Source organism: Clostridium sp. JS66 (assembly GCF_033561535.1).
Taxonomy (GTDB): domain Bacteria; phylum Bacillota; class Clostridia; order Clostridiales; family Clostridiaceae; genus Clostridium_AM; species Clostridium_AM carboxidivorans.
In genome coordinates, this window is sequence record NZ_CP131467.1 from 5522643 (window position 1) to 5535549 (window position 12907).

General features: G+C 30.0%; 11 protein-coding genes. 5 read left to right on the forward strand and 6 right to left on the reverse strand.

The window, feature by feature from the left end; translation table 11 throughout:
- Positions 1-10: 10 nt before the first annotated feature.
- The 4 genes from Q6H37_RS25645 (at position 11) to Q6H37_RS25660 (ending at position 5751) form a co-directional block, all read left to right on the forward strand.
- Positions 11-2314 (forward strand): hydratase, encoded by a 2304-nt coding sequence (locus Q6H37_RS25645; RefSeq protein WP_318737656.1) that lies wholly within the window; start codon positions 11-13, stop codon positions 2312-2314.
- Between the two features lie 218 nt (positions 2315-2532).
- A complete protein-coding gene (locus Q6H37_RS25650) occupies positions 2533-2808 on the forward strand; it encodes a hypothetical protein (protein WP_318737657.1) in 276 nt (91 codons plus the stop codon).
- A 39-nt stretch (positions 2809-2847) separates the two neighbouring features.
- Positions 2848-3414, forward strand: a complete 567-nt coding sequence (locus tag Q6H37_RS25655; protein WP_318737659.1) for an isochorismatase family protein — start codon at positions 2848-2850, stop codon at positions 3412-3414.
- A 294-nt stretch (positions 3415-3708) separates the two neighbouring features.
- Positions 3709-5751, forward strand: coding sequence for a methyl-accepting chemotaxis protein (locus Q6H37_RS25660; protein WP_318737661.1), 2043 nt, complete (start codon positions 3709-3711; stop codon positions 5749-5751).
- Between the two features lie 126 nt (positions 5752-5877).
- On the opposite strand, the gene Q6H37_RS25665 is transcribed toward Q6H37_RS25660, so the two are convergent.
- From Q6H37_RS25665 to Q6H37_RS25680, 4 genes are all read right to left on the reverse strand, one after another.
- Positions 5878-6816, reverse strand: coding sequence for a LysR family transcriptional regulator (locus Q6H37_RS25665; protein WP_318737664.1), 939 nt, complete (start codon positions 6814-6816; stop codon positions 5878-5880).
- A 108-nt stretch (positions 6817-6924) separates the two neighbouring features.
- Entirely contained in the window at positions 6925-7230 is a 306-nt protein-coding gene (locus Q6H37_RS25670) for a DUF4387 domain-containing protein (protein WP_318737665.1), read from the reverse strand.
- 2 nt (positions 7231-7232) lie between these two features.
- Positions 7233-8609 (reverse strand): acyclic terpene utilization AtuA family protein, encoded by a 1377-nt coding sequence (locus Q6H37_RS25675; RefSeq protein ID WP_318737667.1) that lies wholly within the window; start codon positions 8607-8609, stop codon positions 7233-7235.
- Positions 8610-8785: 176 nt separating this feature from the next.
- A complete protein-coding gene (locus Q6H37_RS25680; protein ID WP_318737669.1) occupies positions 8786-9772 on the reverse strand; it encodes a sugar-binding transcriptional regulator in 987 nt (328 codons plus the stop codon).
- A 307-nt stretch (positions 9773-10079) separates the two neighbouring features.
- On the opposite strand from Q6H37_RS25680, the gene Q6H37_RS25685 reads away from it, so the two are divergent.
- Entirely contained in the window at positions 10080-10547 is a 468-nt protein-coding gene (locus Q6H37_RS25685; RefSeq protein ID WP_318737670.1) for a hypothetical protein, read from the forward strand.
- Between the two features lie 101 nt (positions 10548-10648).
- On the opposite strand, the gene Q6H37_RS25690 is transcribed toward Q6H37_RS25685, so the two are convergent.
- Both Q6H37_RS25690 and Q6H37_RS25695 read right to left on the reverse strand, forming a co-directional pair.
- A complete protein-coding gene (locus Q6H37_RS25690; RefSeq protein WP_318737672.1) occupies positions 10649-11617 on the reverse strand; it encodes an aromatic acid exporter family protein in 969 nt (322 codons plus the stop codon).
- 150 nt (positions 11618-11767) lie between these two features.
- Entirely contained in the window at positions 11768-12847 is a 1080-nt protein-coding gene (locus tag Q6H37_RS25695; RefSeq protein WP_318737674.1) for a methyl-accepting chemotaxis protein, read from the reverse strand.
- Between the last annotated feature and the right edge of the window lie 60 nt (positions 12848-12907).

The following is a 12907-nucleotide window of genomic DNA, read 5'->3' on the forward strand; positions in this document are numbered from 1 at the left end:
GGAGGTACCCATGATCAATTTATACGGCGAAGGCGCATATTTGTTAAACGGTAATGATTTAATTTTCAATAACAAAGAATCTGATGAATGTATTAAAGCTAAATTAGGTGAAAAATATCTTAATCAAGAAGAAGCTAAGAAAAATACTATAGCTTATGGTATTTTACAAGATCACAATAAATCAGGTAATCCTGATAAATTACAATTAAAATTTGATGCTTTGACATCTCATGATATAACTTTTGTAGGTATTGTACAAACAGCAAGAGCTTCAGGCCTTGAAAAATTTCCAATACCTTATGTACTAACAAACTGCCACAACAGTCTTTGTGCTGTTGGGGGAACAATTAATGAAGATGACCATTTATTTGGATTATCAGCAGCTAAAAAATATGGCGGAATTTTTGTTCCACCACATATTGCAGTTATCCACCAATATATGCGAGAAATGATGGCTGGATGTGGAAAAATGATTCTAGGTTCAGATAGTCATACCCGTTATGGTGCATTAGGAACTATGGCAATAGGTGAAGGTGGCGGAGAATTAGTTAAACAGTTGCTATCTAACACATATGATGTAGATTATCCAGAAGTTGTTGGTGTTTATCTTACTGGAACACCAAACCCAGGTATTGGACCACAAGACGTTGCTCTTAGCATAATTGGTGCTGTATTTAAAAACGGCTTCGTTAAAAATAGAGTTATGGAATTCGTTGGACCTGGAATTAAAAACTTAAGTGTTGAATATAGAACTGGGATAGACGTAATGACTACTGAAACTACATGTCTTACATCAATTTGGTGTACAGATGATAAAGTAAAAGATTATCTTGAAGTTCACCAAAGAGGAAATGATTACTCAGAACTTAATCCAGAAGAAGTTGCTTACTATGATAAGATAATAACTGTTGACTTATCTAAAGTACAATCAATGATAGCACTTCCATTCCATCCAAGTAATGTTTATACAATTAATGAACTTAATGCAAACATGATGGATATTTTGGACAAAGTAGAAAAAGAAGGACAAAAACTCTTCAAGGGAACTGACTTAAAATTCTCATTAAAGGATAAAGTTATAAATGGAAGATTATTCTCTGAACAAGGATCAATTGCTGGATGTGCAGGTGGAAATTATGAAAATATTTGTGCAGCAGCAAATATACTTGACGGAAAATCTATTGGAAATGCAGAATTTACTTTAAGTGTTTATCCATCAAGTATGCCAGTATATCAAAGCTTAGTGGATAATGGAATTGCTTCAAAACTTATACCAACAGGGACAGTTTTAAAAACAGCTTTCTGTGGACCATGCTTTGGCGGCGGAGATACCCCTGCAAACAATTCCTTATCAGTTAGACATACTACAAGAAACTTCCCTAACAGAGAAGGTTCAAAACCAGGAGATGGACAAATTGCTTCAGTTGCATTAATGGATGCTCGTTCAATTGCAGCCACAGCAGTTAACAAAGGACTTATTACAGCAGCTACTGAACTTGAAGGAATTAACTCTGAAATTCCAAAGTATTACTTCAATAAGACTATATATGATAACAGAGTATTACAATCTTACAATAAAGGAAATGATGATACAGAATTAAGATTTGGTCCAAACATTGCAGATTGGCCAAAGATGGAACCATTAACAGATAACATGCTTCTTCAAGTAGCATCAGTATTATTAGATCCAGTAACTACAACAGATGAACTTATTCCATCAGGAGATACATCAAGCTATCGTTCAAATCCTCATAAGTTAGCAAGTTTTACACTTTGTAGAAAAGACCCACATTATGTAGGCCGTTCAAAAGAAATTCAAGCTGCTGAAATTAAGAGATTGGAAGGATCTACTCCTGAAGAAGATAACACAGCTTTAAAAGAAGCTTATGAAAAGCTCTCAGCTAAGTTCTGCAATTTTGATAAAAATAACACATTAATCGGAAGCATGATTTATGCTAATAAGCCAGGAGATGGTTCTGCAAGAGAACAAGCAGCAAGCTGTCAAAAGGTTTTAGGTGGATTTGCAAATATAGCAAAAGAATATGCTACTAAGAGATACCGTTCAAACCTTATTAACTGGGGAATACTACCATTACTTATGGATGGAGAACCAGAATTTAAATGTGGAGACTTTATTTATCTTACAGATGTAGTAAATTCAATTAGAGAAAGAAAACCTGAAATCAAAGGTTATATTGTAGGCAATGAAATGAAAGAAATATCCTTAAGTGTTGGTCAACTTACAGACAATGAAATAGAAATTTTATTATCTGGATGCTTAATTAACTTTAACAAAAACAAAATGGATAAATAATATAGAATGCCAATATATTAGAGGACAATTGACATAGGACAGAGGACAATGAACGTGAGTTTTCTTCCTTACGTCGGAAAACTAATTTATTTTAAAGCTTATTTTGCTAATGCAAAATAAGCTTTAAATTTATAAGTCAGCAAAGTTGAGTTAATATACTAAATCCTGCTGTAGTGCTATAATAATATTATTAATTTAGAGTATAAGGAGATGTAATTATGAACGATATAAATAAAGAATTGGAACTGCTTCATTCTGATGCTAAAAAAGATCCTTTGTTAAGAGAGAAGCTCCTTGCAACACGTTCAGCAGATGATCCTATGGATGCATTTTGCAAAATAGCTTGTGATGCAGGACATGCCATAACTGTTGGTGAACTTTTTGCAATTGGACAAGAATTTAGTGACAACCAATGCAAAAGCACAAATGGTGGAAATCCATACCCATATGACTCCTTTGATGACACATATGAAACCTTTCTAGCTTCTCTATAAAATTCACATTAAATTTATATGGAGTTGGAGGTAATTATTATGAGCAAAAAATCATTATTAATAATTGATTGTCAAAATGATTTTATAACTGGCAGTCTTGCATGCCAAAATTCAGAGAAAGCTGTATCAAACATTGTAGACTATATTAATAAAAATCCAGAATTGAAAGTATTTTATTCCTGTGATTGGCATAAAATTACTAATAAATCATTTAAAAAAAATGGTGGAATATGGCCTATTCACTGTGTTGAAGGCACAGAAGGCGCTTCACTTTCTAAGAAATTTACTCTTGGAATAAAAGATAAAAACAAATCCCCACAAAATTCTGAAATTGTTTTTAAGAAAGGTATAAATGATGATGTTGAAGAGTATTCAGCCTACAATGCATTAAACATAAAAAATGAAAAACTATACGATACACTTGATAATGAAATTGTAATCTGTGGAATTGCCAGTGAATACTGTGTTAAAGAAACAATACTTGAGCTTCAGAAAAATGGATTCAATGTTACTATTCTTGCAAATGGCCTTGGGTATGTGGATAAAACTAAACATATAAATACCTTAAATGACTTTGAACAAAAAGGAACATGTGTTATTTATTGATATTTTATGATCACCTATTTAAATTGGAATAAATTTTTTATTATAACTATAAAGACCAAGTTGTAAAACTCTCCATTGGTTTTTATAGTTTTTTTGTAATGTGTATTAAATACAATGTTTTTGTTGAAATTTGCCAAAATTTTAGTTATACTGTATGTGCAGTTTCAATATTAACTATTGATTTTAAGTTCTAAGAAAACCTTTTATTTTCATTTCTAGTACATATAAATCTAGTTATCATATATTTTGAAACCATACAATATTAAATATCGCGCAAGGAGATTAAAAAATATTATGAGCAAATCTGGTAAAAAAAGTCTAAAGTTTATTTTAAAATTCTTAAACATCTTAGCTGTACTAATGTGCCTTATAATAACCATTAGCATCATGTGTTTTCATTCACAAAATTCACTTACATACAATTTAAAAAATCAGAATAATTCCATCGTAAAAACTTCAGGAATTGCTATAGAAACATATTTTAATGAATATGAATTATCAATCAAAAACTATGCAAATTCTGTATCAGCTTTGTATGCCCAGAATAATAACTTTGACAGTATACAAAAATTAAGTGGGACATTTTTAAGCTCAGATAAATCATTAGCAGCAGTTTACTATATTGATAGTACTGCAAATAAAATGCTTATTGCACCTTATACTAATCTTGATAACCCTAAAGACACCAAAACATACAAAGACACTATTTCAAAAAATGGAGTAAGTTGGTCTGACGCTTACAAAGACAAAATAACTGGAAATATGATGATCTCAATTTCTTGTCCAGTAATGAAAGACAATAATGTAATAGGTATAGTTGCATACGATATAAATCTAAATTCAATAAGCAACTTAAGGAAACAATTTGAAAATAACACAAATAATAAGCTTATTATAAGTGACAAAACTGGAACTTTACTAACTTCTGGATTAGTAAAAGAAGTCGGTGTTAATATTTCAGTGAAAAATAATAATAAAAAAAATATAAAAAATATTGTAGAAGATAAAAATGAATTTGCAAAACAATACAACTGGGTTGATGAAGTTTATAAAAATAAGGAAGATAATTTGGATACTAACTTAAACAATAAAAAATATTACGTAGAGTATTCAACTTATGATAAATTGGGAATTAAAATTATTTCCCTTATGCCTTATAGTTACATAACAAGCACAACAAAAGACTTAATTTGGTTTAGTTTTATTTCAGTTATAATTGGAGTAATAATTGCTATCATAGCTAGTATTTTCATTTCAAAATACATAATGAACATATTTACTAAAATTTCTACAGCAATTAAGAGAACATCTGAAGGTGATTTTATAACTCCTCTAAAAATCGATAATATCACAGAGGGAATTCAAATTTCAAATGATTATAATAATATGTTAGATAGTGTAAAAATTCTATTGCTTAATATATATGAGAAGTTTGGTAAGGTTGATAATAGTTCCGAAGAATTAATAAGGATATCATCAGAAAATTCAAAATCTATTAGTGAAGTAAGTAATGCTATAGATCATATATCTAAGGGAACTTTAGAGCAAGCTACCAGTATGGATAAAGGTTCAAGAGCTACACAAAAATTAGGTAAAGAAATTGACTTTGTAATGCAAAATTGTAATAAATCTAATGAGGCACTTAATGTTTCAAATAAAAATCTTGAATTAGGGGAAAGAGATATTTGTGATCTATCCAAAACTTATGAAAATCTAGAAAATTCGTTATCAAAGGTAGAAAATATAATAAATACTTTAAATGAAAAAACAGCCAACATAATACAAGTTGTTGATGTAATATCCAGTATATCTGAACAAACTAACCTTTTATCCTTAAATGCTTCTATAGAAGCAGCAAGAGCTGGTGAATCTGGAAAAGGATTTGCTGTTGTAGCTGATGAAGTTAGGAATCTTGCAGAACAATCCAAAATATCCTCTGAAAATATTAGGGATATTATTGCTACAGTAATTAATGATACAAAAGATGCAGTATTAGAAATGCAAAAAACTAATGAAACAAATTCTCAGCAAAAGGCTGCCGTTGAAAAAGTAAATACTTCCTTTAATGCAATAAAGAATTCTATAGTAGCATCTTTAAATGATATTAAAAATCAAACAAATTCTATTAAAATATTAGTTGACGAAAAACTTAAAGTTACAGAAATGATAGAAAATATTTCAGCTTTATCACAAGAAACCTCTGCATCAACAGAAGAAATGTTAGCTTCTATTGAACAACAATCTGCTTCATCACAGGAAGTTAGTGCTCATGCTGATACATTAAATAGCTTAATACATGAGGTTGAAGGCGAATTAAGTAAATTTAAAATTAAATAATAACATAAAAGTTTTATAATACACTCTTTCCTGATGCTAGTTTCATAAATTATTAGCATATAGGAAAGGGGTGTTTTTTATTGTATAACTAACTTAATACTACACAGCATGGAAATATGACCACTACTAGTGAATATTGTTTGATTCACTATATAATTTAAATTTATCTTGAATCACACCAATTACAGCACGACCCGCAATAGATATATAGCTTTCATGTGGATATGCAATAACAAATTTATTGAATACCTGGGGACTTCCTATACTAAAAAATTCTATATCTTTAGAATTGGATACAGACTTACATAAGAAATCAAGAACAAAAGAAATTCCTTCTCCAACACGTGAAAGATTTAAAGCAGTTTCTGCATTACTCGTCTCTAAAAGAATATTGGGTGTAATACCAGCTTTTAAAAAAAGCTCATCTGCTATCTGACGTATTTTTTGACCTTGCTTAAGCAAAATAAATTTTTCATTTGCTAATAACTTAATATCAATCCATCTATGCGCAATACCGTCTATTGAAATGGCTTTTTCACATATGGGATTATCAGCAGGAATAGCAGCTAAGATCTCTTCACTAAATAAATCAATGTGACTAAGATCTTTTTGCCTAAATGGAAAATTTATTAGTATAAAATCTAGTTCACGCATACATACAAGCTCTTCTAATCTTTGAGAAGTTGCTTCTACAACTTGTACATGGATTCCTGGATATTTTTTGTGTAGCAAAGGTAAAAGCACAGGAAGTAAAGCAGCTCCACGCATACGTGTAATTCCAATTCTACCAAGCCCACTTTTTAAGTGACTAATTTTATCTAACTGCTTGTAAAGTTCATCATTCAAGCGTGTAATTCGGCGTGCATAATCTACATACAATTCTCCTTCAGGTGTAAGCACATTTTTTCCTTCAACTTTCTCAAAGAAAACAAATCCAAGTCTTTTTTCCAGATTTTTAATGTACATGCTAAGAGAAGGTTGAGAAATATAAAGTGCACTAGCTGCTTTTGTAATTCCACCCTGATCCACTACTTCAATAATATATCTATATTCACGAATATCCATTACTCTCTCTCCTTTCTTTTATTATATCATAATTTAAATAATGCATATAAAAAGCCGCTTTACTGAAAAAATTCATTAAAGCGGCTTTCATATTTTATATAATATTTTTTAAATCTCTAAATCTAAAATTTGTACATATTGCTGTCCTGAATGCATATCACGTTCATAACGTCCACCTTGAGGACAAGGACGTGGGTAGGAAATCTTAATCACTTTAAGCTCAGGCAAATAGAAAATTTTCAAATGTGCTGGGTCCACACCATATACTTGTGCAATTGCTTCAGGTGTAATCTTCTTGGACTCATGAAAAATATCAAACTTTTCCTGTATATCACAAAAGATATCTATTGTAACCCAAAAGGGTCCAGCATTTTTGCTTCTAACATAGAATGCAGTATCACCTATAGTTGCCATACTTATTTACCCCCTATCTTTTTTGAACATTCTATAAATTTCATGCGTATAAGTTCTAATGGATCATTTACTTCAACTACATGATCCAATTTGAATTCAAATATTGGACCTTTTTCAATCTCTGCAGGTGAAAAAGGAAACGCAAAAGATGGAAGTTGACTTTTCTTATCTACTGGAAAGTGGAGAAGCCATGGATTAAATACTTTGGCTACTTTAGTTGCTAACTCTTGAGTCTGAGCAGTCACAGTAAGTAAAATACCTAATTCATTAGGTACATAATCTGATGGTACTGGTCCACCATAAACTGCATTCCAACCATATGCACGCAAATTATAAGAATAATCTTCAGAATTAAATCCTAATTTATTCAACCTATCTGCTACAAATGCTTCCATGTTGGAAATCCATTTCTCTGGATCCTTCATAATTCTTTTATCTCGTACTCCAACAAGAGTAACTGTCTGAAATCCTGCAGGTCCTGCTCCCTCTAATTTCATAGTATACTGCTTTGAATAACTGATTTTAGTTCCTGTAACCTTAACTCGTCCATTTTCAAGCTGTTCGTATGTACAATTTGTAGTATCAATGACAACTCCTGGCTCAGTAAGATGAAAAGGATCTGAATTTTCATAGAGAAGATGTGCAGATATAGAATAAGGTGTGCAGCTGCTAGTTTTTGATACAGCTTCAACAATAAAGCTGTCATCCTCAACAGTAAGGAAAACTCCACCAGTTAGAGGGTTAGTAGTACAAATGCATCCACATTCAGTAACCTTTGCACCATGCCAAGCTACTGCAGCACCGCATCCCTTCAAAATTGGCATAGCAGCAATTACTGCTGTATCTGTTGCTCTTCCACAAATTACAATATCAGCACCTTCCTTAAGCGCTTTTATGAAAGGCTCAATACCTGCTAAAGCAACAATATGTGAGCATTCATCAAATGTGCTTTCTTGAATTGACGGTGCAGCTTCTAGTGGTTTAATTTTACCCTCTGTATATCTTTTCTTCATTTCATTGCCGCACTGTTCAGTATATATTTTAGCTATTTTTGCATTAATTCCTTCTTCATTACAAATCTCACAGCAAATTTCTGATACCCAATCAACGGAATCATCTACACCACAAGTACCACTACTGCCAATAGTAATAGGAATTCCACTTTTGTGCGCTGCTACTATCATCATGCGAATATCTGCTTTTACAGATTCTCTTGAATATTTACATTTTCCATTTCCTAAGTAATATGGGCCTGAATCAGTTGAACCAGCATCACTTGAAATAATATCTGGTTTTAAAGCCATTGCAGCATCAAAATCTTCCTGGCTGATACCAAATCCAACGGAGCCGTATGGAACAAATACTTTACATATACTCATAAATATTTCACTCCTTTGATTTATCTGCCTTTATAGTAACATAGAGAGATTTACGTGTATAATATATTGTTTTTATATTCCACATAGGTTTCACTTATAAAAGGCAATATGTAATTTTATAATGCATACAAAAATTACATATTGCCTTTCAACCAATTTTATTCTACTTAGATTTTTTAATCGAATTTAATATTACATTTTTTTAAAATGCTAATAGCCATATCCGTATCTGTAATAAGAGTATTAATAAGATTGCCTTTTAAAGCGCCAATTGTAGCATCTGTTTTATGTTTTCCAACTACTATTCCTATACGGTATCTAACCTTTAATATAGATTTCATGTCAATTCCTACAACTTTTTTATTAATATCTATATCACACACATTACCATCTTTATCAATAATACGTCCATAAATACTTCCCACTGCATTTATATTTTCTAAATCGCATTTGTCCATATATTTTCCCCATATGTTACTATATAGAGATGTACATGTTTCTCCACCTATACCAGTAAGAATAATATTTGCTTTTTTACCATATTCAATAGCATCTTTAATAACAGGTTCATCAATTATTTTTTCTCTTATATAATCATTCTCAATATATAATGGCGCAAGTAAAAATTTATATTTACCATTATACGCTGCTGCTAAATTTTTAATAAGCTCTGGTGAATCTAAAATAGGATTATCTTTAGCTACACTACCAACTATCTGCAAAGCAGTAATATTCATGAACTGACTATTGTTAGCACTAATCTGATTTATTACATTATAAACAGTCTTCCCCCATAAAACGCCTATTATTGAATCTGGTGTAATTATTCTATTTAGATACTCTGCACCCAACTTACCCAGCTGTCGTAAAGTATCCTCATATGGTATATACTGATTATTTAGAATAATAACATTCTGCAAAGCAAAATTTTCTTTAAATATATTTTCTAGCTTTGTATTCCTATTATTAGAAGTATGCACGGTTATTTCTACTATATTTTTATTTCTTGCATCTTGAATCCATTTTGAAACCTTAAATCTCGTTGTTGAAAAATAGTCTGCAATTTCAGATTGAGTTTTATTTTCATTGTAGTACATATGTGCAACTTTCGATAAAACCTCATCCTTTTCTTCTTCGTTCATTTTATCATAATCATTAAACATTATTATCCCTCTTCTATGAAACAATTCGTAATATATTTTATCATTTTTAAGATAAATTTAAAAGTATTTATATCATTAACTTCAATTTCTTCTGATTTATCCATAAAATTATTAAAAACCTACAATCCATCATAGCATTATGTAAAAGCTTTTCTAACATATGTTTTATAATAATACAATTATTTAACATTTGTAATTTTAAGAAACATATGTTGAACATTATCTATTCATATGCTATAATTCAAAATATAAGAAATTAAAATCTCTAGTTTTTTTAAAATTTATTCATATATTATAGGAGGTAATTATGATCAATTTATACAGCGAAGGCGCATATTTGTTAAACGGTAATGATTTAATTTTCAATAGCAAAGAATCTAATGAATGTATTAAAGCTAAATTAGGTGAAAAATATCTTAATAATGAACTTAATTCAAATATGATGGACATTTTAGACAAATTAGATCCAGTAACTACAACAGATGAACTTATTCCATCAGGAGATACATCAAGCTATCGTTCAAACCTTATTAACTGGGGAATACTACCATTACTTATGGATGGAGAACCAGAATTTAAATGTGGAGACTTTATTTATCTTACAGATGTAGTAAATTCAATTAGAGAAAGAAAACCTGAAATCAAGGGTTATATAGTAGGCGATGAAATGAAAGAAATATCCTTAAGTGTTGGACAACTTACAGACAATGAAATAGAAATTTTATTATCTGGCTGCTTAATCAACTTTAACAAAAACAAAATGATAAATAATTAAAAATAAAAAATCTACATAAGGTTAGTTGTAAACATATGTATAATAATACTCTACATACTTTTGCAACCAATCCTATGTACTAAATCATTTTATTTATACTTCTACTCAATAATATGTTTATAGTTTTTTATAAAACTTTTTTTTACCCTCAAAAGTGATTCCATGTCATTTAAAAATTGAAAAAGCATTGCTCTATTTTCAAATTCCTCTCTTGTTTTAGGAAGCTCTTGACCCTTAAACATATTTATAATTTCATTTAATTCCTTTAAAAGCTCTTCAGCAGTATTAAACTCTCCAAAATCGGATGCAACTTTTTCTGTAAATGCTGCAACAGTTTCAGTTTGTTCAAAAGTCATATAAAATTTAATAAAATTATTTTTCATATATTTTAGTGTTTCATATTGAAGAGTTCTCATTTCCATATATTGAACATAATATTTTACATCATTAATAATATAATTGTTCAAATGTCTATATGCACTCCTTGTACCTTCTTTTAATATTATTTCTAATTCGTTAAATAATCCATTTTCTATATGAATACTTTGATTTCTCAAATTTTCTGCCATGTTAAATAAAATTTTGCGCATATGTTCTTCAATATTTTCCTGAGTTTCTTTTATTTCATTTTCTATTTTAGGCATATAAACATTAAGAAATATACCCATTCCTGCGCCAACAGTCATAAGTAAGAATTCATTTTTTATCCAAAACATAGATACTGACTCTGCAGCTAATAGATGTGTAACTAAAACTGAACTTACAACAATTCCATCTGTGATTTTTAAAAGAACAGTAAGTGGAATAAAAATAATTAAATATATTCCAAAGGTTAAAGGCTTAAACCCAAAAATTAAAAATAGTATACTTGAAATTATCAATGCTAAGACGGTAGATTCAATTCTTTGAAGAGCTAATTTTATAGATGTTTTTTTAGTATTTTGAATACTTAAAATAGTTATAATCCCAGCAGCTGCAGCATATTTCAATTCCAAACATTCTGCAATAATAATAGCAAGTGATGAACCAATTGCTGTTTTTAATATTCTCAAACCAACAAATTTCTTCATTTGATTAACCCCATTAATTGTAAAATTTCTATTAATTATAACTTCATTTACACTTAATCCTAACATTTATCTTATGGTTCATCAACTATAAATTCAGATACTATTACGATAAAATTTTCTACAATATCAATAAACGTTAAATTTCCTTTCTTAATTCTTATCCACTAAAGTCATTAATCCATACCCCACATCTCTAAGCTTATCTATCATTGAAGCAATATTTTGATTTGCTTTTGCCTGTTCTTGTGTAATTATATTACTTTGCTCAATATTACTAGATACAGCTTCAACAGAACTTTGAAAATGTTTAAGCATATCGTTTATTCTTTCAGCAGATATATTACTTTCTTTAGCAAGCTTACGAACCTCGGATGCAACTACTGAAAATCCTCTACCAAATTCACCAGCTCTTGATGCTTCAATGGCTGCATTTAAACCAAGAATGTTAGTTTTCTTTGAAACTTGTTGAATTATATTTAGTATTTCTGATGTATTATTAACCTCTTCAAAAGCTTTAGTTACAACATTAGCTGTTTCTTGACTTGTAGCTGCAAGCTCTTCTGAAGAAGAGGCTAATTCTTCAATTGTTGAAGCTGAGTGCTCAATAGACTCATATAATTTTGAAGTCTGCAGCTGAACTGCATCTTTCCATTCTTTCTCTTTTAAATGTTCATTATCTTGAGCTTGTACGATTTTTAGTGCTTCATTTATAGCTGTTTTTACAGAGAATATATTTATATCTAATCTTTGCATATTCACTCCATATTTATCAGCTATTTTTGAATTAAAAGAAGCTGAAACAAATGAAGTAAATCCTTGCTTTTGAAGTTGTGAGATTACTGCTTCTAAGTCTTTTCCTTCATAAGAATGCATATGTATTAATGTATTTCCCAAAGTATAATCATAAGTTCCTTCACCTATTAAAGAAAGAGAACCAATTACAGCAATTTTTTCAATTCCAGTGATTACTACTTTTTGGAGTGCATCTAAGATATCATTAATAGAACAAGTTATATAAACTACAGGTTTACCAGAAAAACGTTCTATTTGTCGTGCTGTTTCACCTCTGCTGATAAACACATCCACATTTGGATTTTCCTTCACAAAATTTTCTGCTTCTTTTGAACTATTAACTAATTTAATTGGTATATCTAAATTCATTTCTTTAATTGATTGAGATGCCATGTTTGCTGTTTCTTTGTTTACTAATACAAATAAAATTTTACCCATTTATAAATCCCCTTGCTTCCATAATATTTATTTACATATGCAAAAATAAGTTCACTTATC

Coding starts and splice junctions, on each gene's coding strand:
- Q6H37_RS25650 (WP_318737657.1), top strand. CDS start 2,533: ATGAACGATATAAATAAAGAATTGGAACTGCTTCATTCTGATGCTAAA.
- Q6H37_RS25695 (WP_318737674.1), bottom strand. CDS start 12,847: ATGGGTAAAATTTTATTTGTATTAGTAAACAAAGAAACAGCAAACATG.
- Q6H37_RS25690 (WP_318737672.1), bottom strand. CDS start 11,617: ATGAAGAAATTTGTTGGTTTGAGAATATTAAAAACAGCAATTGGTTCA.
- Q6H37_RS25660 (WP_318737661.1), top strand. CDS start 3,709: ATGAGCAAATCTGGTAAAAAAAGTCTAAAGTTTATTTTAAAATTCTTA.
- Q6H37_RS25665 (WP_318737664.1), bottom strand. CDS start 6,816: ATGGATATTCGTGAATATAGATATATTATTGAAGTAGTGGATCAGGGT.
- Q6H37_RS25655 (WP_318737659.1), top strand. CDS start 2,848: ATGAGCAAAAAATCATTATTAATAATTGATTGTCAAAATGATTTTATA.
- Q6H37_RS25670 (WP_318737665.1), bottom strand. CDS start 7,230: ATGGCAACTATAGGTGATACTGCATTCTATGTTAGAAGCAAAAATGCT.
- Q6H37_RS25645 (WP_318737656.1), top strand. CDS start 11: ATGATCAATTTATACGGCGAAGGCGCATATTTGTTAAACGGTAATGAT.
- Q6H37_RS25675 (WP_318737667.1), bottom strand. CDS start 8,609: ATGAGTATATGTAAAGTATTTGTTCCATACGGCTCCGTTGGATTTGGT.
- Q6H37_RS25685 (WP_318737670.1), top strand. CDS start 10,080: ATGATCAATTTATACAGCGAAGGCGCATATTTGTTAAACGGTAATGAT.
- Q6H37_RS25680 (WP_318737669.1), bottom strand. CDS start 9,772: ATGTTTAATGATTATGATAAAATGAACGAAGAAGAAAAGGATGAGGTT.